Source organism: Sphingobacterium puteale, assembly GCF_003627955.1.
Lineage (GTDB): Bacteria > Bacteroidota > Bacteroidia > Sphingobacteriales > Sphingobacteriaceae > Sphingobacterium > Sphingobacterium puteale.
On the sequence record NZ_RBWS01000011.1, the window covers coordinates 193925 to 220701 of the forward strand.

Here is a 26777-nt window from a genome sequence, read left to right on the forward strand (position 1 = left end):
CAGCAAAGGAAAAGCTAGTCGTTATCGACGACTAGCTTTTCTTCTTTGTTTTTCCTTGATCAAAAGCCCGAGCTCACGACCTGTAGCTCCAGCAACGGAGGTATTTTCCTGTGCTCTACGGAAAAGGTATGGCATAACGGCCTTCACTGGTCCGTAAGGCATGTATTTGGCAACATTATAACCATGTGCAGCCAAGTTGAAACTCAAATTGTCCGACATTCCTAAAAGTTGTGCAAAATAAATACGGTCTGAAGATCTGTCGATACCACGTCTGTCAATTTCCTTGGCCAATAACATGCTACTATCTTCGTTGTGCGTGCCAGCCATCAGTCCAAAGCTATCCAAGTGGTCCAGTATAAACTCAATTGCTTCATTATAGTCTCTATCAGAAGCCGCTTTATTTGGCTGGATCGGGTCTGCATATCCCATTTGATTGGCACGGGCACGTTCGATTTCCATATAGGCACCACGTACTATTTTTGCTCCCATATGGAAACCCCTTACCTTGGCATATTCAAAATCAGCTTTTAAAGAAACTAATTTATCGCTGCGGTACAGTTGATAGGTATTATAGACAATAGGCTTTTCCCTATTGTATTTCTCCATCATCTCGCGAGCGATATCGTCAATAGCATCCTGTATCCAGGAATGCTCGGCATCTACCAAAACCTTTACCCCAGCTTCGTGACAGGCTTTACAAATACGGTCCGTACGATCCAACATACGTTGGTATTCAGCTTGTTCCGATGCTGTTAGTGTTTCTTTTGCATTCACTTTTTCGAACAATTCAAACCGACCTAATCCTGTTGGCTTAAAAACTGAAAATGGAATGTATTTATTTTTGCTTGCAGCAATGACTGTACGTAACACTTCGTCGCAGCAGGCATCAAATGCACTTTCTGTCTCTTCACCTTCAACCGAATAGTCCAGAATGGTTCCGACGCCGTTTTCACCCAATTCATTGATCGCTGTTTCGCAACCCTCGATGGTTTCTCCTCCACAAAAATGTTTGAAGATTGTACTTCGGATGATACCTTGGATCGGCAGTCCAATATTCAGCGCAAAGTTGGTCATGGATGGACCTACTTTTGTCAAAAAGTTATTCGCTATTATTTTGAATAACCAATACGCTCTTTCTAAATCCTTATCGCTTTTACTTTTAAAAGCAATCTCTGTATTATCAAAGGACAATGTTCTGGGCTCAGAATTCTCAATCATAATCTTTATTTGCAATAAGGCAAATGTAGCAATTTAGTAAACATTAAAACGATGATTATTCTTGTATTCCTCGCTTAAACCACTATTTTTGTGAAATGCAAGAATTTAAAATCGAAGGGGAATATATACAGCTTATTCAGTTACTTAAAGCTTTAAATTGGGTGGAGCATGGCGCTATGGCTCAGTGGGTTGTTGCTGAGGGATATGTGAAGTATAACGGTCAGGTTGATTATCGGAAAAGACTGAAATTGAAGCCCGGGGATGTTGTTGAATTTGATGGGATGGAAATAAAATTGGTGTAATATTAAACAATATTGGTAAATAGAAAACTTAAACCTTAAAGAATCGTAGAATGGAAGTCATAGAAAGTTTGGGCTATCAGGTATATTTTGATGATACGTTGGCCTCACTGGAGACGTTTTTATCGGAACGCAAATATTCAAAAATTATAGTTTTGGTAGATACCAATACCTTAGACAATTGCTTGCCTTTGTTTCAACAGGCCTTACCTGATTTAACGAACTATGACGTCATAGAAGTAGATCCGGGCGAAGAGAATAAAAATATAGATTTTTGTATTGGCGTGTGGCAGAATATGCTTGATTTTGGCGCTGACAGACATTCTTTATTGATTAATCTTGGCGGTGGTGTCGTCACCGATATGGGCGGTTTTGCCGCATCCACGTTTAAGCGCGGAATGGACTTTATTCAGATTCCGACCACCTTGCTTTCGCAGGTAGATGCTTCTGTCGGCGGAAAGACAGGAATAGATATGGGAAGCGTGAAAAATATAATCGGAACGTTTACACAACCGCAGGCTGTATTTATCTCAAGCCAATTTTTAAAAACATTGGATAGCAGGCAACTGATCTCCGGATTTGCTGAAGTCATTAAACATGGGCTGATCTTTGATCATGCGTATTACGAACGTGTGAAAATATTGGATATAACGCAGCTAGATAATGAACTGGTTAAACATTCTGTTTCCATAAAGAATCAAGTAGTCCTAGAAGACCCCAAAGAAAAAGGGCTTCGTAAAATCCTAAATTTTGGACATACCATAGGTCATGCCATTGAGGGATATTCGCTGTTGAACGACCGCAACCCTTTATTACATGGGGAAGCAATTGCTGTTGGAATGATCTGTGAAGGGTACCTTTCTTATAAACTGAATGGACTTTCGTTGGATGAATTAAATGACCTGATTGCTACTTTCAGAAGATACTTTGAAGATTATACGTTCAGTTCGGTCATAGATACAACTCTGTTGGACCTGATGCGAAATGATAAGAAAAACCTGTCTAATCAGATTGGCTTTGCGCTACTTGATAAGATTGGTAGCTGTCAGTATGATATTTTCGTCTCTGAGGATGATATTATCGGAAGTCTTGATTTCTACCGAGAACTAATCGCACAATAAAACTTTGAAAAAGCCGTGTACGGGGAGAGTACATGGCTTTTTCTATTACGATCTCAGTTTTAACGTATCGCAGGAAGCTGCGACCTTGATTTATAAAGGACCTAAACTAAAATTTAATAATAACCAACTATATCATGAATAAATTCTTCATTTTTCTGTTTTTCTTTTTTGCAGTGAGCATGACCGCCATTGCACAAAAAAGGGTGCTGATTTTTAGTAAAACGCAAGGGTTTAGACACAGTAGTATCGAAAAAGGTGCTCAGGTGCTGAAACAATTGTTGGATAAGGAAAAGATTGCCTCGGATCATTCCGAAGATGCGGCTCTTTTTACGGATCAAGGATTAAAAAAATACGACGCAGTCATCTTTTTAAGTACAACAGGTAATATTTTGGACGACACACAGCAAGATGCATTTGTTCGTTATATTCAATCGGGCAAAGGCTTTGTGGGGATCCACGCAGCAACGGATACCGAATATGATTGGCCTTGGTATAACGGTTTGGTGGGAGCTTATTTTACGTCTCATCCAGCCGTGCAGCAAGCAAAGATAGATGTTCTCGACAGGAAACATGCGGCTACCAAACATCTTGATCCGGTCTGGTTACATAAAGATGAATGGTACAATTTTAAGGATGTCAAAGATGATCTACACGTGTTGATGAAGCTGGACGAGAAAAGTTACAATGGTGGGAAAATGGGGGATAATCACCCGATTTCCTGGAGTCAGGATTACGATGGCGGAAAAGTTTTTTATACAGGTCTCGGGCATACGGAAGAATCTTATGATGAGCCCAAATTTCAGAAACACTTGATCGGCGGCATCTTATCTGTACTTGCCAAAAAATAGTATGGTCACCATCGACAATTAGCTTTTAGAAATTTAAATAGATATGCCCCTTAAATAGCTGTTTTTTAAGGGGCATATTATGCATATGAGCTTTTACTTCGCTGGTAGTACCATGATTTGTTCTTAAGTGTTTTCCTTTTTCTAAGATAGACCTAGTACTCGAATTTATATTTCGCTCCAAGACTAAACCATCTTCCCGGCATTGGTACCGCTGCGGCTTCGATATAACTCTTGTCGAAAATATTTTGTATATCGGCAAAAATAAGAAGGTCAGCAAACTGATGGGAAGCTCTTATGTCAGCAATAAAATAGTTTTTATAGCTAATACGTTCGTTAAAACGATTGGCTGTTGTCAGCATCCAGTTTTTATGATTTACCGTAAAATTGAGAATAACCTGATGTCTTAAATTTTCAATGGCATACTTGGAGCGGACGCCATCTTCAACTTTGATCGTTGGATTTAGATAGTTGTAACTTATTGTCGTGTAATATCGTGTGGTGGCCATTGGATCATTGAGCTGGTAACGAAAAGACCCATTGATTCCATCAACAGTATTTTTTCCAATATTGGAGGGTTTCCATGGAACCACGGTTCCTTCAGCAGCTGCGCCCTCGGTTTTTTGCCAGTCTATGAAATCATTTATATTTCGGTGAAAATAGCTCGCCTGAGCAACGATACGGTTGGACAGGTATTTGATACCACCCTCAATCTGATACGCATTCTCTGATGTTAGCTCTGGATTTCCAATATTGGCAGTTTGATTGGTATAGAGGTCCGTAAATGACGGGATGCGTTGAGCAGAACCTGCACTGAAGACAAATTTCCAGCTTTCGGTTATCGCGTAGCCTAAGTCGAGTCCGGGGAACACTTGCCATCCAAACTTGGAATTGTAATTTATATACGCTCCCGCATTAACCATGAGTTTGGCAATCGCTTCAGTTTTGAATTCTAGGTAACCGCCGTAATTTTCCCGATTATGAGAGCCAATCGCCGTGCTATTGATTCGTTCAAATCTGCTTTCCAGTCCAATTCCAAAGGAGCCATAATGCTTTTCCAAAACCGCATTTACCTCAGCACCGAAGACGTTGCTATAATGTTTTGAACGTCCTTTGGTCGTTTCCTTTCCCAAATACCAGTATTCGTCTTCGTTATATCGGTTGCTGAGCCTCGGGCTGATTGAAAATGCAGGACTCAGCTGATGTTTCGACTGTATAGATGAAAATGCTGTTTTAACTTGCTCATAAGCTTCTTTATCTGTCGGGGCAGCATAATATCCATTGGCACCAAACTGATTGTCAATGTAACCAAAGTTTGCTTTTATTTGATTGGATTCATTGGGCTGATAGGTTGCATCATAATACAGTTTGTTGTTATTGGAGGCTGTATTGTAACGCTGGCCATTGGAATCTTCATGGCCAAGATAGAGGCCCTGACTTGTAGGTCCACCGTTGAACTGTGCAGCCAGTTGGACTCCTTTTCCGTAGTATTTTCCCGAGCTGGACTGTTCATTGTCTTTAAATGAAGAGCCGCCGTAAGCTTGTGCAGTAATCAGCTTGGATTCCACTTTTTTGGTCACGATATTGATCGCGCCGGTCAGGGCATTTATACCGTAGATACGGGAAGCCGGCCCCCGTATGATTTCAATGCGTTCAATCGCTTCCACAGGTACGGGGAGATTCATGTTATGATGTGCACTCTGTGGATCCATAATTTTTACACCATTCAGTAGGATAGCTGTTTGTTCAAATGAACCGCCATCTATACTAATATCAGCCTGCGAACCGAATGGCCCTCTTTGGCGGACATCCACCCCTGGAATATTCGTTAGCAGTTCGTTGATCGAACGGTTTGGAAGACGCTGAATATCCTCCTGTGTAAGGATCTGGATATTCTTGCTTTGCTTTGAGAAGGGGATCTGAAGTCTATTCTGATTGATAACAACCTCATTCAATACTTTTGTCTCTTTTACCTGTGCAAAGGAGGTGCCCACAGTCAGCACGATGGCAAGTTTTGTTAATGCAGTTTTCTTATTCAACATGATTTATTTAGTTGCCCTATTAAATACGAACTAATTGAAAATAATGCGGAGATATCAGTTTGCATCATTACTTTTAACTAATCTGCACCAGACCGTTTTCGTATCATTCTAAAATTACGGTCAGGCCATTCATAGGTTTTATGCCGCAAAATTAAGGCAGATGATCAAGAATGTAAATAGTCCGGTGTCAATATAGTGAGTAGTCCGGTTTTTATCTTTCGGTTCCGATTACATCCATTCTTCGCGGCCAATGGGCTTTTTCCCTTGGGTAGTGATGCTATCTTGTTTGTTTTCAATTTTTATTTTGGTACCAGGAGAAAGGTCGGGTTGTCCGGATTCAAGCCAGGCAGAATACCAGTAAGAGGCTACACGTTGAATTGTTTTGCGCATTCTCCGTTCCACCATTCCATTCAGTGCCTGGTGATAAGCTTTTGCATAATTATCAGAATAGGTCCATAGTAATTGATTATTACGCTCAATAAAAGAGTTTTTTTGGGAGGCTTTAAATTGTTTATTAAGAAGCGATTCGATACCGAGCACAGAATCAACCAGGCGATTACTCTCACGGACAATATTCCACGCTTCATTAAGCGGATCTTCGATATAAATTGCTTTTCCGACAAGAAGATTGTATTTTCCTGCGAACATTTCGGGCAATCGGCTTTCCCAAAAAGCGTGTATGCCGATCTGACCTGTTAATTGTCCGTTATAATTTTTGGTTGTATGTAAAGGGACGTGGGCGTCAGCGATGTAATGACCTAAATCTGCCGAATGCTTGATGATTTTATCGTAGTCCTTGGACTGAAAAGCTTTCACCAGTTTGAGATAAGTGAAGTTAATTTGCCAGGGGACGATTCCATTTTTGAGTAGCTGTCGTTCTTGGAATTTCTCTTTTGCTTGCGACCAATGTATGGGAATTGAGTCGACCAGACGATCTTCGCGGTAATCTTCGATGTCTATAAAGTGCCGCGGTCCTTCGGCACTATCAATAAAACAACGCTTATCTGGATCGACAGCTTTCTCCGTAATCAGATCAATGTTGGGTTTGTAAAACTTTGCCAGCTTTGCGGGGAGTGCGAAAACCGCGTAATGGTTAATTTTTTTATGTGCAAAAAATCCCCATGAGTTAAACGTGAGCAGGATCACAATGGAAAGTGTCCAAAGGAGAGGAGACTTTATCATAGTAAATTGGTTATTAAATAATTGTTGGTGTTAAATATACGTAAAAAGAAAGTAAATGTATGTTAACTGGATTGATTTATTGTATTAATTTATATTTTCTTAACCTAACTAAACAATAAAATAATATTGAAATTCGTTAAAATTCATTAATTTGCCGACACAAAATACAGTCGTTATGAAGATATTGTATGCCGTACAAGGGACCGGTAACGGACATCTAAGCCGTGCCATGGATATTGTTCCCTGTTTGAAAGCCTTAGGAGAAGTGGATGTTTTGGTCAGTGGGATTCAGGCGGATCTTTCCTTGCCTTTCGAAGTCAAGTATCGCTTTCATGGTTTAAGTTTCATATTTGGGAAATCCGGGGGGGTGGATCTGTGGAAGACTTTTATGAGTTCAACCATACGTAAATTTACCAACGAGATCAAGAGTTTGCCGATCGAAGATTATGATCTGGTTATTAATGATTTTGAGCCCATTTCGGCCTGGGCTTGTCATTCTAAAGATCTACAATGTATTGGATTGAGCCATCAGATCGGCGCCTTGGATCCCGCAAGCCCTAAACCAGAAGAAAGTGACATGTTAGGGAAGTTTATTATGAAAAATTATGCTCCCGCCACGCATTCTTATGGCTTTCATTTTAAAAGATATGCCAAAAATATTTTTTCGCCAGTTATCCGCAATGCCGTTCGTGATCTAAGTGTTACGGACGAAGGGCATTATACGGTTTATTTACCGGCCTACGATGATGCACACTTATTGAAACATTTAATGAAATTTCCTGATGTGAAGTGGGATGTATTCAGTAAGCACAATTCAAGACCATTTGAAATGAAGAATGTGACCATAAGACCCATCAATAATCAGGCTTTTATCGATAGTATGGCATCTTCTTCAGGAGTTTTATGCGGTGCGGGTTTTGAAACCCCCGCAGAAGCGTTATATTTGAAAAAGAAACTGTTGGTCGTCCCAATGAAAAATCAATATGAACAGCATCTGAATGCTGCATCATTGGAAGAAATGGGGGTACCGGTAATTTCGAGTTTAAAACAAAAAAATATGCTAGCCATAGAGGCTTGGCTAAACAGTAAATCAAGGGTTGAAGTTGACTACCCTAATATAACACAGGAAATTATTGAAGAAATTGTGCAAAAGCACCGCTAAGTAAACATGAAGTATATCGCATTAGCCCTATTGTCTCTGACAACCGTCACTGGATTTGCCCAGCAGAAAAAAAAGACCAGTTCGGTCAGAAAAAAAACTACGGCAACAAAACCTGGATCAACCAATGTGTTAACTACCAGAGCTGACTCCGTATCGTATGCATTTGGTATGGATATCGGCAAATCGCTGAAATCTACTGAAGTAGCTTATTTAAAAGCTGATGTTATCGCAAAAGCTATTACTGCTACTTTAAAAAACGAGAAAACCTTATTGGAAGATGGACAAACAAGAGAGGTTATCCAGAAAGCCATTATGGACATACGCGCGGAGAAAGAGGCCATAAGTCGCGCCCAAGAAGATAAGTTCTTTGCTGAAAATGCAAAAATAGCCGGCATGAAAACAACAGCCGAAGGAATTCAGTATCTTGTATTAAATCAGGCAGAAGGAGCAAAACCTACCACCAATGACGAAGTTACCGTGCATTACAAGGGAACGTTATTGAACGGGAAACAGTTTGACAGTTCCTATGATCGCAACGAGCCCTTGAAACTTTCGTTGGGACAAGTGATTAAAGGCTGGCAAATTGGTATTCCATTGATGTCTAAGGGGGCTAAATATAAGTTTTTTATACCAAGCAGACTGGCCTATGGCGGGCAGGCAAAAGGCAATGATATTCCTGCAAATAGCACGTTGGTGTTTGAGGTGGAATTACTTGATTTCAACACAAATGAAACAACGTAAATTAGGTAACAGTGGCCTGATGGTTTCGGAAATTGGTTTGGGCTGTATGTCGTTAAAAAGCAATCAGCCCAAGCAATCCAAAGATATTATCCAAAAGGCCTTCGATATGGGGATTACATTTTTTGATACAGCGGATCTCTATGACAAAGGTCAAAACGAGATGGCTGTGGGTGAAAGTGTACAGGCTTTTCGCAAACAGATTGTATTGGCCAGTAAAGTAGGTAATCTCTGGCGGGCGGATGGTTCGGGCTGGGACTGGAAAGCATCAAAAGATTATATTGTCAAAGCTATTGAAGGGTCACTTTCTCGATTGAAAACAGATTACATCGATCTCTATCAGCTGCATGGCGGTACCATTGATGATCCGACAGATGAAATTATTGAAGCGTTTGAATTACTGAAGAAGCAAGGGAAGATCCGTGCCTACGGATTGTCGTCTATTCGTCCTAATGTCATTAAAGAATTTCTGTCAAAATCGGCTATTTCGTCAGTCATGATGCAGTATAATCTCCTGGACAGAAGGCTCGAGGAGGAGATAGATACATTGTTGACCGCGAACGATGTGTGTATTCTGGCTCGGGGCACACTGGCAAAAGGACTTTTAGTAAATAAACCCGTGGAACCTTATCTTCAATATACGTCGGGAGAGGTATCGCATCTGCTCCGTAACCTGGACAAGATGGTGAAACAATCGGGAAAAGACAGAACGACTGAAGCCTTATCCTACGTACTTTCCAATCCTGCCGTAGCGACGGCGGTGGTAGGGGTGAGTACCAAGCTACAACTCGATGAATTGACGGCGACAAAACAGCAGCTTGCCCAATTGAGCGCTCAGGACAAAAAGAAATTACTTGACGGTGTCCGGTCTTTGCTGTATACCGAACACCGATAGGTAGCAATTATTTGTTAAAAAATAACTTTAAAATCTTATCAAGATCTTCTTTCGTGTCCACAGCAACAGTTTCATGTGTGGTCACCGCGGTTTGTATTGCATATCCGTTTTCTATCCAGCGTAATTGTTCAAGTGCTTCAGCTTCCTCAAGACGCGACACTGGTAGCCGGGTCAATGCTCTTAAAGTATCTGCTTGGTAGGCATAAATTCCGATATGTTTGTAGAACTTCTGCTTCTCAAGCCATTGCTCCTGATTAACTCCTCTTAAAAAGGGGATCGTTTGTCTGCTGAAATAGATGGCTTCACCGGAGACGTTTCGGACAACTTTTGGAATATTCAGATTGAACAATTCTTCCGATGTTTCGATCTCTTTTACTAAAGTCGCTATTTTAGTCTGTGGATTTTCAAAGCAAGCTGCAAGTAAATCAATTTGTTCGGGGTTAATAAAAGGCTCGTCCCCCTGAATGTTGATGACAACATCATACTCCCGATTATGGCTGACGACTTCGGCACAGCGGTCTGTACCCGATTGATGCGTTTCGGAGGTCATAACTACATTACCGCCAAAAGAGCGTACTTCGGATGCGATGCGTTGATCGTCTGTGGCAACAATTACCTTGGTTATCTTTTTTGATTTTTTTACCTGTTCGTAGACCCGTTGGATCATGGTCTGACCTTCAATATCAACCAACGGTTTGCCGGGAAATCTACTGGAAGCAAACCGCGCTGGAATAATGCCTAAAAATTTCATGATACTTTGCGAATTTTTACGTATTAAAAAGCCTGTAAATGGATGATTTTACAGGCTTTTGTCTATTTTTGTTCTCTGTGATTATTCAAACAACCCGAATAATTCAGCTTCTATTTTTTGTATAATGCCACCTAGATCTTCAGGGTTAGAAGTAAAGTCAAGGTTATCCTTGTCGAGGATCATCACTTTACCTTCTTTATAATTGTTGATCCATTTGTCATATTTATCATTCAGCTTAGATAAATAATCCAATCGGATGGCTGATTCATAATCACGTCCTCTTTTTTGAATATTGTTTACCAAAGTAGGGACAGACGCTTTCAGGTAGATCAGCAGATCCGGGGGTTTAATGTAATGAATTATACTTTGGAAGATGTTGCTATAGTTTTCAAAGTCACGTGCACTCATTAAGCCCATATCATATAAGTTCTCAGCAAAGATATAAGCATCTTCATAGATCGTGCGATCCTGAATCATATCTATTTTCGTTTCCTGAAGCTTTACAATGTGTCTAAAGCGACTATTTAAGAAGAAAATCTGAAGGTTGAAGGCCCAACGTTTCATATCTGAATAAAAATCTTCCAGATAGGGATTATTGTCTACCGCCTCAAATTGAGGCTCAAATTTGAAATGACTCGCCAATAATTCCGTTAGTGTCGTTTTTCCAGCACCTATATTTCCTACGATAGCTATATGCATATTCTCTTTCCTTATTTAATAAAATCTTTTGATACCAATGATCTCACGCACTTCTTTCAGTGTTTTGCGAGCAGACTCTCCCGCCTTTTCAGCGCCTAATTTTGCAACTTTTGCGATATAGGCATCATCGTTTGATATATCCTCGATACGTAGGCGTACGTCATTTGTTGCCAATACCATATCTTCTGCCAATTGCTTCTTGAAATCGCCATAACGGATCTCACATTTATTATAGAGCTCATCAAAGTGCTGTAATGTGTCAGGCGTAGAAACTACTTTCATTAAATCAAATAGATTTTGGATTGCCTCAGGTTTGGCCTGGTTCATTTCAGTCGGACCTGAATCAGAAACGGCACGCATTACCTTTTTGCGAATGGCATCGGCGCTATCTGAAAGGTAGATGCAGTCGGCTTCACCATTGGATTTGCCCATTTTTCCCTGTCCGGCTAATCCCGGTATTTTAACCAATTTATCTGAATAGGAAAAAGCAAAAGCTTCTTTAAAATAATCAACATTATATAAACGATTAAAGCGATTGCCAAATGTACGCGTCATCTCTAAGTGTTGTTCCTGATCTTTGCCTACAGGAACTTTCGTTCCGTGGTGAATCAGGATGTCGCAAGCCATCAATACCGGGTACGTTAGTAAGCCGGCATTGACATTGTCCGGATTGCTGCGTACTTTGTCTTTAAATGCGGTTGCTCGTTCAAGCTCGCCTAAATACGCATTCATATTCATGTAAAGGTAAAGTTCGGCAACTTCCGGGACATCAGACTGGACGTAGATAGTTGATTTTTCAGGGTCGATTCCAGCAGCTAAATATTCAACGATAACTTGACGTACAGTTCCCTGAAGGCCATGTGGTGTAGGGTGTGTCGTCAACGAATGTAGATCCGCAATAAAAAAAAAGCAATTATATTCATTTTGCATTTTCACAAAATTGCTCAATGCGCCATAGTAATTTCCTAAATGTAATTTTCCGGTACTTCTGATACCACTAACAACTGTTTCCATATTGCTGCGAATTTACGGATAAATTTGACAAAGTAGAATTAAATTCCATGAGTCGTCCACCTTTTAATGGATAGTTGTTATTTTTTTAATTTTTTTGCCTCATTCCAATAAACGTCCATTTCTTCGAGACTCATATCCTGAAGTTTTTGATCGTTTTCAGCAGCCCTCTGCTCCAAATAGGTAAACCTTGCGATGAATTTCTTATTGGTGCGTTCCAATGCATTTTCAGGATTAATACCGATATGTCTGGCATAATTAATTAACGAAAATAAGAGGTCTCCAAATTCGCCTTCAGCTTTTTCCCGGTCAATGGCCTCTGTTGTTTCGATGTTGAATTCTGCTTTAAATTCAGCAAGTTCTTCTTCAACTTTTTCCCATACTTGTCTTTTATCTTCCCAGTCAAACCCCACACCTCTTACTTTATCCTGAATGCGATAGGCTTTGACAAGGGCTGGTAGTCCTTTTGGGACACCTGAAAGAACAGACTTATTGCCCTCTTTAAGCTTGATCGCCTCCCAGTTGGATTTGACTTGATCTTCCGTGTTAGCACTTGTGTCGGCATAGATATGAGGATGGCGCGTAATGAGTTTATCACAGATTGCATTCAGGACATCAACGATATTAAATTGTCCTTCTTCTTCTGCTATGCGGGCATAAAATAGGAGGTGCATTAAGACATCGCCGAGTTCTTTTTTTATTTCGGGATAATCCTGTTCCAGGATGGCATCCGTCAGCTCGTAAAGTTCTTCCATCGTTAGATGGCGTAGCGATTCCATTGTCTGTTTCTTATCCCAGGGACATTCTAGTCTCAAAGTGTACAGTACATCAAGTAAACGCTGGAAAGCAAGTTGGGGTGTATGTTGATAAGCCGGAGCTGCTAGATTTGCCATATCATATTTCGTTTTCGTTCCACAAAAATAGAAATATGATCTTGAATAAACTATTTGAAATTGAGGAAAACAAAAACGGTTAAATAATCGTTTTATAATAAAAAAGTGATAACGGTTAAACAAAGAAGATTCAGTTATGGAAAGAATGCATGGGTATTCCTCAGCTAGTGTAGCATTGGCAAAGTTAAGTGATATGGGTTATACAATAGATTACAACATTGAATTTGATGAGCTATTGGCAGATGCAGACCAGTTTAAAATTGATTATTTGTTTCGTTATGAAGGGGCCTCGGATCCGGATGATGAGTCTACCGTATATGGCATAAGTAGAAATTCCGGGGAAAAAGGCGTTTTTGTGGCCGGTAATTTATCTTTGATTGAGGGCAAGAAACGGGATATTCTGTTACAGCTTGAACTTAAAGAAAGGGAGCATTAAGTAATATTTGTTATCCGGATCGGATAGGCTGATTTGGCAAAATTTTTGTTGTGAACTTTTCCGGCAAGAGGATACTGAAAATCAATATCCTCTTTTTTGACGCTCAATTTATTTGTGAATTAATAACCAATTTCTAAATTATATGATTTTATACATCGGTATTTTTGTTGTGATTGTGGCGGCCTGTGTTTTTATCTCTATCATCATGATGAAAAAACAAAAAGAGACCGCCCGAAAGTATGAAGGAGAGGCAGGGATTGCTTTGGCCTCCGGGGTTAAGGAAGAGTTGTTGCGCCAGGAGTTTCAAGAACTAAGCAAGCAGATGAATGGGGCACCGATTGAGGCGTTTACGCAGTGTGCCTACATTGCGACGGTCGGGGATAAAGTAGCTTCTGCCGCGGCAACGGCCGCTAAGACAGTGGCCTGGGCGGCTGTAGGGGTAAAGGCGAGATACACCGAGCGTGACAATGCGTCTTTTCTTGTCCTTAGCAATAATGAATTACATTATGTCTTTTTTGATGACGGCGAAGCAAGGGACCATCTGGTCTTTGACCATGAAACGTTATTGAATGCCCGGCCCGCCCAGATCAGTAATTCGGAGAAAGTTACCCGGATGGGATCTATTATGGGGTTGAAACCTAAAAAGATGCATCTTGACGTCAATGGAAATGGGCTTGACATCATCTATTATGGTGCTGTGCAGCGAATGCCAGATGGCATTATATCTCCGGGTCCGGGTATGTTTGAAACGCAGTCAAAACTTCAGTTGATGGGTCGTTTTTTTCTTAACCGACTTTATCAAAAATACCCGCAGCTCCAAGATTAAAAACACTTATCCCTTAGGTAGTATAGCTCCATTGTCCGTAGCAGTGGAGCTATTTTTTTGCCTGGACTGGATGCTGCGGGAATGTCATTTGAGTTTCTTTTTTTGTTTTTTTTGGGGCGCAATTTCGACAGATTGCGTTAGGATTTTGGTAAATTGGTTATGTCATAAACATAAATTTATATACTATGGATATTTTAGCAGATAAAGTTGCTTTGGTGACAGGGGCCGGCTCCGGCATAGGGTTAGCGGTTGCTTTGGCATACGCAAAAGAAGGAGCGAAAGTTGTGGTATCGGATATCAATGAGCAGGCTGGTCTGGATGCGGTGCAACAGATTAAGGCATTAGGAGCTGAGGCGGCTTTTTGTAAAGCAGACAGTTCATTGGCGGAAGATAATGAAGCTTTGGTGCATTTTGTAGTAAGCACCTATGGGAAATTGGACATTGCCTGTAATAATGCGGGTATCGGAGGCGAGGCAGCAATGACGGGAGACTATAGTTTGGACGGTTGGAAAAGGGTAATTGATATTAATTTCAATGGAGTATTCTATGGCTGTAAATACCAGCTTGAGGCCATGGAGGCAAATGGTGCTGGCGTTATTGTCAATATGGCTTCGATTCATGGTACAGTTGCTGCTCTTATGTCAAGTGCTTATACGGCTGCAAAACATGCTGTGGTAGGTCTGACTAAAAATATAGGAGCAGAATATGGTCAGAAAAATATTCGCTGCAACGCAGTAGGCCCAGGATATATCGATACACCATTGCTCAAAAATTTGGATGAGGAGCACGTTCACGCATTGATCAGCAAACACCCTATTGGTCGTTTAGGGAAGGCTGAAGAGGTGGCGGAACTGGTGCTGTTTCTGAGCTCCGAAAAGTCATCTTTTATGACCGGTGGTTATTATTTGGTTGATGGCGGTTATACTGCTGTTTAATTACCCGATAGATACGCTAGGAAGCGGAATTGTCCATGGAGACAGTTCCGCTTCTTGATAAAGAACCTATTTTTCGATCAGATTTTCTTTGCGTAATTGTTGTTGAAATACCGGCCGATTTTCATCATCGTCCCCCGCTTCGGCTTTCAGTTCAACGAGTTTCTTTTTTAAGCGACTAATTTCTTTAGCATATTGCTTGTCACGGATTGCATTATGTGTTTCCATCGGGTCTTTTTGCAGGTCGTAAAACTCCCATGCTGCTGCGGTGGTCTTTTTGTCGCTGCCGGTCATTTCCAGCGGCTGGCCATAAAAATAAATCAGTTTGTAACGTTCATCACGCACCCCCAGGTGTGCGGGGCGTATCGGGTCATGTTGCCAATAACGGTAATACATGGAAGAGCGCCAATTACCAGGCGTATTCCCTTTCAGATTTTTACGAAAGCTTTCTCCTTGTATGTAAGATGGCTTTTTTATGCCGGCATAATCTGCGAATAATGCAGCGAAGTCAATATTTAAAACCATATCATTCAGCTCACTGCCGGCCTTAATTTCTTTTGGATAACTGATGATGAAAGGCATGCGCAGCGACTCTTCGTACATGAGGCGTTTGTCCATAAAATTATGTTCGCCCAAAAAATACCCTTGGTCAGAGGAAAGGATGACAACCGTATTTTCGTCTAGTTTGGCCGCTTTGAGATAGCGCATTATTTTTCCGAGATTGTCATCTATGCCCGCCACACAACGCAGGTAATCCTTCATCAGTTTTTGATAGATTTTTTTTCGTGCGTCGATTGCACTCATCCCCTTGGTAGAGAAGGGAAGATCAGGATAGGAGGTCCAGAAAGGTCCTGTTGAGGCTAGTTCATAACGATGGCCAAGTTCTTCAAGTGGCTGGCCTTCAAAGGACCTCCCTGTGGTTGTTGCGCCAGAATCCAAAAAAGTTGCCGGATAAGGAAATTCAATATCCTGGTATAAGTCCTTGAACCTGTCAGCAAAGTCGAAGGGCTCATGTGTTGCTTTGTAATGGCAAAGCAAAAAGAAAGGCTTTTCGGGATTGCGTTTGGATAACCAGTCAAGACTCAGGTCTGTCGTGATGTCATCGACATAGCCCTGATAGGGAGTGCCAGCCTCTTCATTGTCGTTCCAGTTATCTTTGGATAGAAATGTAGGGTTGTGATAGACACCATGTCCTGGTAATACGTTGTACTCATCAAATCCTGACGGTCTGTTTTTGAGATGCCATTTTCCAAAAACAGCCGTTTGATAACCTGCACGTTGCAAGTCTTTGGCGATATTTTCTTTGTTAGGGTCCAATGCATCATCAAGGGTATATACCTTGTTTTTGTTGCTGTACTGTCCGGTAAGAATAGCCGCCCGGCTCGGCGTGCAAATGGAGTTTGTGCAGAAAGCATTGTTCAGTATGGCACCCTGCCTGGCAAGGCTTTCGATATTTGGATTTTTCACGATATCTTTTAAAATTCCCCCATAGACACCCCATGCTTGCGCCGTAAAGTCGTCGGTCAGTATAAAGACAATATTTGGACGTGTTTTGCTATTGATTTGTTGCTGGGCCTGTGTCAGGAATGGCAGTAGGCCACAGATGAACAGGAAAAATTTTTTATTCATGTTACGCTCCTTGTGTAAAATTAAGTGTTTTAATGCAGTTGTACGGGAGTGCCGATAGCACGCCTAGTGGTTTAGACGCCGTTTGACAACGCAGATCAAAGTTATCAAATTTTACTCATACTATATGCTGCAATCACCATAAGTTCACTTCCCATGTTGAGCCATCTTTTTGGACAGAATCTATGCCGTCACCTGCAATAATTACATTGGTTGCCCAGGGTATGGCATTTTTAATCGTCTATACCTTTTCCATCCAAAATATGTTGATAATACTTTTCGATTCTTGATTCACGTGTTTTTGCTTGTTTAGCCTGATTGAAATAAAATAAATATCCTTTTTGACGGCCCGGGGTTAAAGATGAAAAAGCAGCTTTAAGTTCTTTATCCTCATTTAAGGCTCTTGCGAATTCGTCTGGAATCGGATAATCTTCGGTCTTTCGCATATTAACTTTTACTCCGGATTTTTCAACGCTTATGGCCTCCTGGATATAATCAGCTATTGTCTCGCTCAGGTTTATAATTTGTTCGATACTGGTAAATCTCAGCTGCCTGCCGGATTGAACGTTTTCAGTTTGTTGAATTAACAGCCGTTTGGGATCTTTTAGCAGCACGCCTTTGTGAAATAATAAGGCGCAGTAATCTTTGAATCCATGGATCAGGACAACATTCTTTCCTTCAAAGGTATAGCAAGGGTGCATCCATTTGTAGTCTTCCACGAGTGCCTTGTTTTCGATGACAATTTTCCGTAATAAATTAAACTCTTCGTTCCATCTCGAGGCATTTTCGAAGAAATGTGCTGCTTTTAAGTTCATTTTGTTGCTTTCGTTTAGTGAGAATTTTAGGTTTATGCGAGTTTGGACACCATATCCTGAAGTCTGTTATGCGCCATATTGATACCCTGAGCGAAAGGCATCCGGAGGAGCTGGTCACGAAACTCAATGGATTGAAATACAATATGCATGTTCAGTTTGCTGCTCGTGTCGGTTATCTTTTCGAAGTTTAGGTATTCTAGTTGGACGGGGAAGGGAGTACCTTCCATTTCAAAAGTTCTTGTGATTTTCTCGTTGGATACAAATTCATGTATCGTTCCGTTTGCTTTGAAGGCGACCGTATTGTTGTGGAAGGTTTCAAAAGCAAAAGAGCCATGTCGTTTGTTCTCCCATTTTAACACCTTGGTACCCATCCATTGCTCGAAGATTTCAGCTTCTTCATAAGCCTTGAATAGCAAATGAAGGGGTAAGTCAAATTCTCTGGTAATCAAAATTTCCTGTTTACCATCTTCGGCATGGATCTTAGTTTTCTTTTCCATTTTATTTGTCTTTATAATTTTTCATAATTTCCTCCAATTTATTAAAACGGTCATCCCACATGCTACGGAACGGCTCGATAAAATCTGCTATTTCTTTCATTTTAGGCGCGTTGAGCTGGTAGTAAATTTCACGGCCATTTTGTTCAGATTTAAGTAGCTCACATTCACTGAGAATCTGTAGGTGCTTGGACACGGTCGGTCTTGCGGTGTTAAAGTTTGCGGCAATAGCCCCTGCCGTCATGGATTGTGAAGCCAAAAGAAGAAGTATTGCCCTTCTCGTTGGGTCCGCTATAGCCTGGAAAACATCTCGTCTTAAATTCATTATGAAGTTATTTGACTACAAATGTATGTGTCGCTATTTAACTACGCAAGTATTTCCTGAAATTTTTTTATATGATTCTTATGCGACTTATTTGTCAATTATAAAATCAATAACAATGAAATGTCCAGAGGTTCACTTGAAAATAGGTAGTTGAAATACGAATAGAACTTAAACTACAACGAATTTAAATTGGTAATGGGCGAATTGGAATTCAAGAGGAAATTTGAAGAGATTAATTCTAATTTAGAGCGGTAAATTATACAATAATATTATGAATGCAAATTTGTCTTATATCAAAAAGTTAACTGTTCTGGCAACAAAAACCTTATTTAAGTGCTATTTGTTAGCTATTCTGTCAACTGTATTGTATCTTATAGTTGGATACCTACTGCTCAGGAGCAATGCGGATGGCGCCTTCTTTTCAATGACCGGGTCCTTACAGACCGTCGGAAAGTTCCTGTGGTTAATTGGCTTGATTCTGCTGCCGATCCTGCTTTTTCTATTTAGCAATAAATATGTTTTTTCAACAGTTGCCAGCAAGGTGATCGAGGAAAGACAGGATGATCTTATCATACCAGCATTGGACAAAATTCTGTTGGTTTACCAATCCAATCAGCCTGACCTTGTTCAAAATGCAGGTGATTATACTTTTGCGAAACTCAAGTTGATCAACGAAGTGAAAAACACAAAGATTGAAAATCCATGGATCAAGCGTATTGTGGTATTTGGCTTGAACAAGATAAGCTTTGACAGCTTAGATCTCGACAATAATAATAACTTTTATGATATTGTGAAGTCCAAATTTATTGCTGTATTGGAAATGCTGACTGATGCTGACAATAGACCTTTCTGGGTCTGTATCGCTATTCAATGGCTGATTATTCTATTTATTTGGTTTGCTGGTTCGGATGCATCTTTGGTCAGTGGATAAAAATTGACTGTAAATGATGTATAAAATGTTTTTGGTAAAATAGGACACGACAAAATCGTTTGCCGAATCGGCCGGGAGTTCAATAAGCGGAAGCGCTGGGTGCTCTGTTTTTCGATAAACATTTCAGAAATAAATAAATTAATATTTGAAGATGTTTATTGGGCAAGATTCACTATGAATTTTGGTGTAATCGCGGAGGAATCTATAAGTGATACCTTTATTGCATCAGAAGGTGATGTTTGATCTTATAAGGGTTCGTAGTATATGGGATAAATATCTTAATGTGAAATTATATTATGTTGGAATGGGAAATAATCCTGTAAAAAGATAGATCAAAATGGAGGTTGGGCCAAGGACAATATAGGGATAAACAGAAAAGGAGGTGTAGTTTTTGATGATTGCGATGGAGTTTTTGAATTATTTGGTCATGGCAATTTTCAAGGAATAGAATATTATGACTCAAAAGGTAATAAACATAAGGCGAAGGACGCTGCTGCAGTGAGTAAAATGTTGATGGAAAAAGTCCGCGATGGAAAGATGCAATGCAAAAAGGTCAAAAAGTCGTACTGATTATGTACGCTTGCAACGCTGGATCCACAGAATTTCTGTTTAAAGGTGAATTAATGCCAAATCTTGGACCTCTTGCGATGAAGATGTCAAAATCAAAATTATTTAAAAATGTTACAATTCTTGCAGCAGATGGTTACGCAATATTTGGTAACCCAAACGGGAAATCGGAGTTTTTGGGTATAGGAAACCATAAAGGTGATGGAAGATTCATAAAATTTGAAAACGGGAAAATGACATCAAAACAACAACGCGCATATATCTCTCCAGGAGTTAATGAGAATTTACCTAAAGATAAAATAAAATGAAATTTATGTCAATAATTTTAGGGCTGCCAATTTTTTTCGGCTGTCAGAATAATAAGGAGAAAGTATCGATAGATCCTCATCCTGAAGAAATCGAATTGAATAAGAAAGAAACAGACTCATTATGGCAAAAAGCGTTGAATGGGGGGGATTTTGATGCTTACGAAAAAATTTCTGAGAATTATTTAGATACTTATCGATTTTACGACTTATATTATTATTCACTGATTATGGCGAATAAATATCAATGTCCTAAAGCATATGAACATCTTTATTATATTTTACATGAGTCTATAACAATAAATGGTGTAAAGATGAAAAGCAATGATGAAATAACCAATAATATGGCTAAATTTTATCTTATGAAATCAGTAGAATTAGGTAACAAAGATGCTGAGTCTTTTAGTAGGGAAATTTTTGGCGATAGTATTCCACCCTTGGAATCGGGTTATTTTCTAAGAAAAATTGAGGATGAATATAGAAAGCTGGAAAGGATGCCATAAACATTCATTTGGATTACGGGGCAAGGTTCTATGACGCTGAGATTGGCAGATGGAATGATTGAAAGAGATCCAGCAACTGGAAAAATAATTTTTAATTCAATAGGAACATTTAATGCTGTTAAATCTCCCTATCAGAAATATTTAATGCGATATGAGAATGGAACAATAAGAACTGATAAACAAAGAGATGTTTTTGTTGAAAGGCTTTTAAGCGTCGAATATAACGATAAAGATGGTAATTTAATTGTTGTCGAAGCATCGAAGACTCATGTTAATGGAATACCTATGTCTCAGTGTATGTCAAATTGCAATGGATTAACTTTCGGTGATGGTGAGTTTTTTATTGATGGATATGGTGCTGGTAAAATTTTGGCCGATGAATACACAGAATTGCAAGGATATGAGGATAAGGGAAATAATCCGAAAGATGTTCCAGATCACAATGTAATGTCCGTAGGAAGGAGTCAGCCTGGTGATTTTTGGGAACCTTTTCATTCTGCTTCCAAAAGCGGGAATGGATATAGAAACAAGAATGATATAAATCCCATTGAAGAGAATGCAAGTAGAGATGAAGCGACAAACTATGTTAGATATGAAAAAGGATCAGAAGGATTTAATCAAATAATGAATTACATAAGAAAATACTTCAAAAAGAATGAGACAGAGAATAATTAAATTTTATTTAATGATTGTTGTTGGAATATTCGTTACTGGTTTACTAACGGGATGTTCTATCCTCTCAATAAATTGTAGCGGTATGAAGTATCTTTCTCTAATCTCTGAAATAGGAAAAAACGGACAGAGCCAATATTACATAAATGCTTCATTTCCTTATAAATCAGAAGCTGGCTTTTTTGAGGATGATAGAGTACGAATGAGAAAAAGCAATCTAAGAAAATCTGATAAGATAAGACTATTAGAGGAATACCTATGTTTTTATCGGAATGATAAACTTAGCAATAGGATGTATTCCCAAGTCTATGGTAGAACGGAGAATAGGATTAAGATCTCGACAGAAAAACTAAAATTTCCGATTGAGATCGAAGCGTTGTATTCACTGACATCTTATTTATTTGATGATGCAGTAGTGATTTCCCCAATAATTCTGAATAAACATACAGGTAAAAATTGTAATTTTAATAGAAAAGACATGGACACAGTTTATCTCTTGTATAAGAAATGGTTTAAGAAGATGAAAAAAGGTGAATTTTCAAATTTGACTTGGCCATTGAAAAATTCTGATTACATATGGTTAGGGGAAGATGATGTCAATAATATCGAATCTTTAATAAGAAGAGATTTATAGGAATAGAAGGACAGTTGGATTACAGGGCACGTTTTTATGATGCCGAGATAGGCAGGTGGAATGTGGTGGATCCGTTGGCGGAGAAAAGTAGAAGATGGTCACCATACAATTATACTTTAAATAATCCAATAAGATTTATAGATCCTGATGGTATGGAGTGGGCTGACCCAAATTCAAGAAAAATAGGCGAAAGATTACAGTCACTTATACAAGATAGATTAAAGATGGAAAATTCTTTCTTAGCAAAAGCACAGAATGAAGTATCTAAAATACAGGCAAAAATTGATAAAGAAGGTACTAGTGAAAAGCTTTCGTCAAAATTAGAGTCTGCCCAAAGTGAAGTCGCTACTATTAATGAGAGAATAGGAGATTTAAATAGTTCGTATAATGAGCTGGCAGAGATGGGAAGCAAAGATGTTAGTCAGAAATTTGCATTTAATGAAATTAGCGATGCGAGCGTTGGATTCGCTTATAAGGAGAAAGGTATTATCACTATGGACATTCCTAGTGATGCAAATGGCGTACATGAGGCTGTTCACGGTTATCAAATATACAAATCGGGAGGAATTAAAACAACAGAACGAATTGATGTTGAAGTTCCAGCTTATCAGCGCCAATATTCTTTTGACAGCCAATCGGTATCTGGGATCTCATCTCTTTGGGGAGGAATAAAAGGAAGAAATGATATTAATAAAAATTGGGTAATGGGTATTAATAGTAATGGTAAGCTGATATATATATGCCTGCTTTTGGGATTTCTGAAATGCGTAAACTACTTAATAACATTCGAAATGGAAAATAGGTTTAAACTAGTTTATATCATTTTTTTTATTTTATTTTTTAGCTGTAAGACCGAAAAATCGATTTTTGGGATCTACAGTAGCGAAAATTTTGGGAGAATTGAATTGAAATCGGATTCAACGTTTAAATATCGAGGGGGACATTTAGATTTGGTATATTTTTCGAGCGGTGTCTGGCAGAAAGTCGAAAATAATTCTGTTTTGTTAAACAGTACAATTACCAATACTACTGCCCAGCTTTTCCTAACAAAAAATAATAGGGCAAAAAATAACAGCAAAATTCTAAAATTTATCCCAACCTTAGTCGGTGATAATGAGATAAAAAATTATCGTTTTTACTTATATCTTGATAATGAGATGTATACTGATGTTCGATGTGATTCATTAAATCAAATAGATATTCGAAAACAATTTAGCCAGTTATTTATAAAGATAAATTATGAGCCACCATTGTCTTCTTCTACTGCCATTTCAACACCGATAATATCCGAAGTATTTAACATTGAGAATACTGATGCATTGGATTTAGAGTTTACCGTGTTTATTGAAAAGAATAAATTCTTTTATAAAAGTTTTGATTCCTATTTATTGAATGGAAAAAGAGCAACTCTTTATTTTATGAATGAATATACTGGGAAATGGGAAAAATTAAAAAAGATAAATAGAGATTAAGATTACGGGGCCAGGTTCTATTGACCTCTCCCCAAAAAACTGGATCATTTAAAAGTAGAGAATTCGGGTATGAATTACTAATTTTAAAAGGGAGGAAAAGCGATGAAAAAATCAAAGTTTACCGAAGTACAGATCGCCTTTGCGATCAAGCAGTCCGAGACAGGTACCCGTGTGGAAGAAGTCTGCAGAAAGATGGGTATCAGCGAAGCAACGTTCTACAACTGGAAGAAGAAATACGGCGGACTGGGCGTATCGGAGCTGCGTAAGCTTCGGCAACTGGAAGAAGAGAATGCGCAGCTGAAAAAGCTTGTGGCAGATCTTAGCTTGGACAAACAGATGCTGCAGGATGTATTAAAAAAAAAGTTTTAAAGCCTTCTCAGCGTAGGAAAATGGTTACCGGACTCATTTCTGATTATCGGATTTCACTCCGTAGAGCATGCGAGGTATCTCTGCTGAGCACCTCAGTTTGGTATTATAAACACCATAGACGTGATGACGGTCCATTACGCCTTCGCATAAAAAGCATTGCTGAAACACGTGTCCGTTACGGCATAGAGCGGATCGTCGTTCTTTTGAAACGTGAAGGCTGGCGGGATAATCCAAAACGGATTTATCGAATTTATAAGGAAGAAGGCTTAAATCTACGGGTGAAAAGGCCCAGACGCTGCCGCGCCGCAGCTCATCGGTCCGAGAGACCGGTTTTTTCTAATTTACATGACTGCTGGAGTATGGACTTTGTCGCCGATGCGCTGTTCGATGGCAGGAAAATCCGCTGCTTAACTATAGTGGATAACTATAGCCGTATATGTATGGCTATTGAGGTCGGACAGGGGCTTAAGGGAAGCGATGTTGTTTCTGTTTTGGAAGGACTCAGGCTATTTCAGCAGGCAATGCCTAGGAAAATCCAAGTGGATAACGGATCGGAGTTTATTTCCAAGGATCTCGATAGGTGGGCATATGAACATCAGGTGGAATTAGTATTCTCCAGACCGGGAAAACCAACAGATAATCCGTATATTGAGTCATTCAATGGAAGTTTTCGGGACGAGTGCCTAAATGCGCATTGGTTCCTGTCATTGGAAGATGCGAAGGAAAAAATTGAAATCTGGAGGGAAGAGTACAACACCTTCAGACCCCACAGCTGTTTAGGGGATATGACACCTGAAATGTTTATCGAAAAACAGGTCAAAACAACGGAATTCTCTACTTTAGAACACTCCTAAATTTGGGGAGAGGCCATCTGATTGGAATTCTTTAGTTTTGGGTGTAGCTAGCTAGGGTGAGATTACACCTAACGGTGACCGGAAATTAGCAGAATCGCTAAATAGGTATTCTCCTAGTACCATTTTAAAAGTTCACAGAGTTTTTGGAAAATTCTATACAAGATATGATAAAGATAAAATTTTTAAATAAATTGTTGATATTTAGCTTTTTTTATTTTATTGTTAGCGCAGCTAAATCACAAAGTACAAATTTTTTCCCTTTATTAGATAAGGTGGATAGAAGATTAGAAGAAGTATTTTTTAAAGAGAATTCTACAATAAGAAAGGTGATCCATGATATGGATGCTATTTTGTATTACGATAAAAAAGATTCTATACTCGAGATTTATTATATGGATAGATCTGCGTTTTACAATTATCTTTTGAGTAACTCAAGTTCTATATATGGGATTTTTATTAATAATAAACTCCTCGCTATAGATCGCGGAGCTAAAGAATTTTTTCAATTTCAAAAAGAATCCCTGATGTCTTTTTCAATGTTGATTAAGAAACGAAAAAATAGCTCGAAGAATTTAATCGAAATACCTGAGCCTACTGATTATAGATATTCAAAATATAAACAAATTCAGTCAGGTTTTAAACTTATTAGTAGAAATTTTTTGATTTCAGAGTAGCCTTATGAATTCGACTAATAATCTATGTATAGTAAATAGAAAAGATAATTGAGAAAGTACACTGTCAGAAAAGTTACTTCGTATGATGTAGCTTTTCTGTTTATAGATAGTTACGCGCGGTGTATCCGTACTGTAACGTATCCTTCCTACCAAGTACATATTGACTTAGGTTCCATCAGTTGTTAGCTTTGTTGCTATGAACAACATCGAAGAAAAAACGTGAGCGTATGCAGTCTATGATAGCAGACTGGCATCAGAGCGGTATGAGCAAGAAACGATACTGCGTGGAAAATGGGATCAATGAAGCGACCTTCTATTATTGGTTTTCGCGCATTAAAGAAAATGACATAGCCGCCCGCGGAAGCTTTATAACAATTGATAAGGCGCGGGGAAAGAGCGATGTTGAGATTATTTATCCCAATGGTGTGCGTATCAAGATCGAAAACGATGTTGTTGTATCACAGCTGATCCGTCTGTACTGATGTTTGCGCTGGACAGCGCTGATAATGTGCAAATTATACAAAGCAATGTAGGAAATTCTGAATTTCAAGACTCAAATTATCCGCAATACGGTAGCTTTGTCAGATACAATCCAAGTGGCAGATCACCTTTTCAGGGGCGAAATTATGTAGGATTAGGACATGAGCTGGTGCATACCAGAGACCGTTTTAATGGAAATTTGGATATGAATATTTGGCAAACTGTAACCGATCAAAATGGAAATCAAAAATCAATACCATATGCAGAAGTATCTGCAACCCATACAGAAAACCAAATCCGAGCTGAAAATGGCTTACCTTTAAGAACACATTATACTGTTGATGCAAATGGAAATGGTACAGGCACTAGGATTATTTATAATAGAACAAGACAAAGTCGTTACTATAATTCTAATGGCGTAACTAACCCAAACTATAGACCAATAAGCAGAAGAAGAAATCAAATACCATTTACATATTAATTAGCATGAAGAATTTCGTTTTATTTTTTATAAGCTTTGTTTTTATAGGGTGTAGCTCAATTAAAAACTTCAATACATTTTCCAAACAAATTTATAAAGCTCAGAAAGTGGAAAAAGATTGTGGAGTTTATCCAAAACTATCATTCGAAAGCAGAAAAAAGGTGATTGATCGAATTGATTTTATAAATTATAGTAATGATACAGTTTATTGCCTTGAATCTTATTATACGGAAACTGGCGAATATTATAGTGCTATATGGACAAAGAAAGGAACTGTTGAATTCAAAGTTTATCAAAATAACCTAGAATACGGCCAAAAATTTTTTATCAAAAGACTTTATAAGATGATTGAAGAGTGGGATCTCCCAACAATACAAAAAGCTGAAAAAGAATCAGGAGGTATGCTAGGTGGTGCAATGATGATGGGAGCCATAATAACCCTTGATAACGGTAATTTTAAAATGGATTGTATACAGTTTAAGGAGTTCTTTAACATAGGCTTAGATAAATAATGATTATGTGTTT

30 protein-coding genes and 1 pseudogene are annotated in these 26777 nt (G+C 39.0%); 20 read left to right on the plus strand and 11 right to left on the minus strand.

Annotated features, from left to right (window positions below):
• Window positions 1-21 precede the first annotated feature (21 nt).
• Window positions 22-1218, minus strand: coding sequence for a proline dehydrogenase family protein (locus D7322_RS15760; protein WP_121125250.1), 1197 nt, complete (start codon window positions 1216-1218; stop codon window positions 22-24).
• Between the two features lie 95 nt (window positions 1219-1313).
• On the opposite strand from D7322_RS15760, the gene D7322_RS15765 reads away from it, so the two are divergent.
• From D7322_RS15765 to D7322_RS15775, 3 genes are all read left to right on the plus strand, one after another.
• Window positions 1314-1520 carry an RNA-binding S4 domain-containing protein gene (locus D7322_RS15765; RefSeq protein WP_104381458.1) on the plus strand — a complete coding sequence of 69 codons (207 nt, stop codon included), beginning with the start codon at window positions 1314-1316 and terminating at the stop codon, window positions 1518-1520.
• A gap of 50 nt (window positions 1521-1570) precedes the next feature.
• On the plus strand, window positions 1571-2638 hold the full coding sequence (gene aroB, locus D7322_RS15770) for a 3-dehydroquinate synthase (protein ID WP_121125251.1): 1068 nt from the start codon (window positions 1571-1573) through the stop codon (window positions 2636-2638).
• Window positions 2639-2772: 134 nt separating this feature from the next.
• Window positions 2773-3486, plus strand: coding sequence for a ThuA domain-containing protein (locus D7322_RS15775; RefSeq protein WP_121125252.1), 714 nt, complete (start codon window positions 2773-2775; stop codon window positions 3484-3486).
• 152 nt (window positions 3487-3638) lie between these two features.
• On the opposite strand, the gene D7322_RS15780 is transcribed toward D7322_RS15775, so the two are convergent.
• Both D7322_RS15780 and D7322_RS15785 read right to left on the minus strand, forming a co-directional pair.
• Window positions 3639-5525, minus strand: a complete 1887-nt coding sequence (locus D7322_RS15780; protein WP_121125253.1) for a TonB-dependent receptor plug domain-containing protein — start codon at window positions 5523-5525, stop codon at window positions 3639-3641.
• A gap of 228 nt (window positions 5526-5753) precedes the next feature.
• Window positions 5754-6707 carry a zinc dependent phospholipase C family protein gene (locus tag D7322_RS15785; protein WP_121125254.1) on the minus strand — a complete coding sequence of 318 codons (954 nt, stop codon included), beginning with the start codon at window positions 6705-6707 and terminating at the stop codon, window positions 5754-5756.
• A 175-nt stretch (window positions 6708-6882) separates the two neighbouring features.
• Between D7322_RS15785 and D7322_RS15790 the strand changes: the two genes are divergently transcribed.
• Genes D7322_RS15790 through D7322_RS15800 form a run of 3 tightly spaced genes read left to right on the plus strand, consistent with a single transcriptional unit; the run spans window position 6883 to window position 9502 of the window.
• The gene (locus D7322_RS15790) at window positions 6883-7869 is read left to right on the plus strand and encodes a glycosyltransferase family protein (protein WP_121125255.1); all 987 of its coding nucleotides are present in this window, start codon (window positions 6883-6885) and stop codon (window positions 7867-7869) included.
• Window positions 7870-7875: 6 nt separating this feature from the next.
• Entirely contained in the window at window positions 7876-8610 is a 735-nt protein-coding gene (locus tag D7322_RS15795) for an FKBP-type peptidyl-prolyl cis-trans isomerase (protein ID WP_121125256.1), read from the plus strand.
• Window positions 8597-9502 carry an aldo/keto reductase gene (locus tag D7322_RS15800; RefSeq protein ID WP_121125257.1) on the plus strand — a complete coding sequence of 302 codons (906 nt, stop codon included), beginning with the start codon at window positions 8597-8599 and terminating at the stop codon, window positions 9500-9502. The genes D7322_RS15795 and D7322_RS15800 overlap by 14 nt, the downstream gene beginning before the upstream one ends.
• Before the next feature lie 7 nt (window positions 9503-9509).
• Here D7322_RS15800 and kdsB read toward each other — a convergent pair whose 3' ends face one another.
• The 4 genes from kdsB to mazG all read right to left on the minus strand — a co-directional run bounded on the left by kdsB (window position 9510) and on the right by mazG (window position 12856).
• Window positions 9510-10253, minus strand: coding sequence for a 3-deoxy-manno-octulosonate cytidylyltransferase (gene kdsB / locus D7322_RS15805; RefSeq protein ID WP_121125258.1), 744 nt, complete (start codon window positions 10251-10253; stop codon window positions 9510-9512).
• Between the two features lie 81 nt (window positions 10254-10334).
• A complete protein-coding gene (locus D7322_RS15810; protein WP_121125259.1) occupies window positions 10335-10952 on the minus strand; it encodes a deoxynucleoside kinase in 618 nt (205 codons plus the stop codon).
• A gap of 15 nt (window positions 10953-10967) precedes the next feature.
• A complete protein-coding gene (gene trpS / locus D7322_RS15815; RefSeq protein ID WP_108633667.1) occupies window positions 10968-11966 on the minus strand; it encodes a tryptophan--tRNA ligase in 999 nt (332 codons plus the stop codon).
• Between the two features lie 77 nt (window positions 11967-12043).
• Window positions 12044-12856 carry a nucleoside triphosphate pyrophosphohydrolase gene (mazG, locus tag D7322_RS15820; RefSeq protein ID WP_121125260.1) on the minus strand — a complete coding sequence of 271 codons (813 nt, stop codon included), beginning with the start codon at window positions 12854-12856 and terminating at the stop codon, window positions 12044-12046.
• A 136-nt stretch (window positions 12857-12992) separates the two neighbouring features.
• Here mazG and D7322_RS15825 point away from each other — a divergent pair, with 136 nt between their 5' ends.
• The 3 genes from D7322_RS15825 to D7322_RS15835 all read left to right on the plus strand — a co-directional run bounded on the left by D7322_RS15825 (window position 12993) and on the right by D7322_RS15835 (window position 15053).
• Window positions 12993-13292: a hypothetical protein gene (locus D7322_RS15825; protein WP_121125261.1), complete on the plus strand. Its 300-nt coding sequence runs from the start codon at window positions 12993-12995 to the stop codon at window positions 13290-13292.
• A gap of 205 nt (window positions 13293-13497) precedes the next feature.
• Complete coding sequence (locus tag D7322_RS15830) at window positions 13498-14118, plus strand: hypothetical protein (RefSeq protein WP_147430438.1); 621 nt, start codon at window positions 13498-13500, stop codon at window positions 14116-14118.
• A 185-nt stretch (window positions 14119-14303) separates the two neighbouring features.
• A complete protein-coding gene (locus tag D7322_RS15835) occupies window positions 14304-15053 on the plus strand; it encodes an SDR family NAD(P)-dependent oxidoreductase (RefSeq protein ID WP_121125263.1) in 750 nt (249 codons plus the stop codon).
• A 66-nt stretch (window positions 15054-15119) separates the two neighbouring features.
• Here D7322_RS15835 and D7322_RS15840 read toward each other — a convergent pair whose 3' ends face one another.
• The 4 genes from D7322_RS15840 to D7322_RS15855 form a co-directional block, all read right to left on the minus strand.
• On the minus strand, window positions 15120-16679 hold the full coding sequence (locus tag D7322_RS15840) for a sulfatase family protein (RefSeq protein ID WP_121125264.1): 1560 nt from the start codon (window positions 16677-16679) through the stop codon (window positions 15120-15122).
• Between the two features lie 230 nt (window positions 16680-16909).
• A complete protein-coding gene (locus tag D7322_RS15845) occupies window positions 16910-17491 on the minus strand; it encodes a YdeI/OmpD-associated family protein (RefSeq protein WP_121125265.1) in 582 nt (193 codons plus the stop codon).
• 32 nt (window positions 17492-17523) lie between these two features.
• Window positions 17524-17988, minus strand: a complete 465-nt coding sequence (locus D7322_RS15850) for an SRPBCC domain-containing protein (protein WP_121125266.1) — start codon at window positions 17986-17988, stop codon at window positions 17524-17526.
• 1 nt (window position 17989) lies between these two features.
• The gene (locus tag D7322_RS15855) at window positions 17990-18310 is read right to left on the minus strand and encodes an ArsR/SmtB family transcription factor (protein ID WP_104381477.1); all 321 of its coding nucleotides are present in this window, start codon (window positions 18308-18310) and stop codon (window positions 17990-17992) included.
• A 271-nt stretch (window positions 18311-18581) separates the two neighbouring features.
• Between D7322_RS15855 and D7322_RS15860 the strand changes: the two genes are divergently transcribed.
• The 11 genes and pseudogenes from D7322_RS15860 to D7322_RS15910 all read left to right on the plus strand — a co-directional run bounded on the left by D7322_RS15860 (window position 18582) and on the right by D7322_RS15910 (window position 26764).
• Window positions 18582-19241: a hypothetical protein gene (locus D7322_RS15860; protein WP_121125267.1), complete on the plus strand. Its 660-nt coding sequence runs from the start codon at window positions 18582-18584 to the stop codon at window positions 19239-19241.
• Window positions 19242-19783: 542 nt separating this feature from the next.
• Window positions 19784-20116: a hypothetical protein gene (locus D7322_RS15865; protein WP_121125268.1), complete on the plus strand. Its 333-nt coding sequence runs from the start codon at window positions 19784-19786 to the stop codon at window positions 20114-20116.
• Between the two features lie 5 nt (window positions 20117-20121).
• Window positions 20122-20616 (plus strand): hypothetical protein, encoded by a 495-nt coding sequence (locus D7322_RS15870; protein WP_147430439.1) that lies wholly within the window; start codon window positions 20122-20124, stop codon window positions 20614-20616.
• Window positions 20617-20658: 42 nt separating this feature from the next.
• Window positions 20659-21291 (plus strand): hypothetical protein, encoded by a 633-nt coding sequence (locus D7322_RS15875; protein WP_147430440.1) that lies wholly within the window; start codon window positions 20659-20661, stop codon window positions 21289-21291.
• Window positions 21272-21922 carry a hypothetical protein gene (locus D7322_RS15880; RefSeq protein ID WP_121125271.1) on the plus strand — a complete coding sequence of 217 codons (651 nt, stop codon included), beginning with the start codon at window positions 21272-21274 and terminating at the stop codon, window positions 21920-21922. The genes D7322_RS15875 and D7322_RS15880 overlap by 20 nt, the downstream gene beginning before the upstream one ends.
• A gap of 8 nt (window positions 21923-21930) precedes the next feature.
• Window positions 21931-22080 (plus strand): annotated as a pseudogene (locus tag D7322_RS29360) (RHS repeat-associated core domain-containing protein); the annotation flags it as partial.
• 1416 nt (window positions 22081-23496) lie between these two features.
• Window positions 23497-24617, plus strand: a protein-coding gene (locus D7322_RS15890; protein WP_394342596.1) for an IS3 family transposase whose coding sequence is annotated in 2 segments (ribosomal slippage) — window positions 23497-23752 and window positions 23752-24617 — 1122 coding nt in all. Because the reading frame shifts where the segments join, the coding sequence is not laid out codon by codon here.
• A gap of 164 nt (window positions 24618-24781) precedes the next feature.
• Window positions 24782-25291: a hypothetical protein gene (locus D7322_RS15895; RefSeq protein ID WP_121125273.1), complete on the plus strand. Its 510-nt coding sequence runs from the start codon at window positions 24782-24784 to the stop codon at window positions 25289-25291.
• 227 nt (window positions 25292-25518) lie between these two features.
• Window positions 25519-25773, plus strand: a complete 255-nt coding sequence (gene tnpA / locus D7322_RS15900) for an IS66 family insertion sequence element accessory protein TnpA (protein WP_121125274.1) — start codon at window positions 25519-25521, stop codon at window positions 25771-25773.
• A complete protein-coding gene (locus tag D7322_RS15905) occupies window positions 25773-26252 on the plus strand; it encodes a M91 family zinc metallopeptidase (protein ID WP_121125275.1) in 480 nt (159 codons plus the stop codon). Before tnpA ends, D7322_RS15905 begins: the two co-directional genes overlap by 1 nt.
• Before the next feature lie 5 nt (window positions 26253-26257).
• Window positions 26258-26764: a hypothetical protein gene (locus D7322_RS15910; RefSeq protein ID WP_121125276.1), complete on the plus strand. Its 507-nt coding sequence runs from the start codon at window positions 26258-26260 to the stop codon at window positions 26762-26764.
• Window positions 26765-26777: the final 13 nt, after the last annotated feature.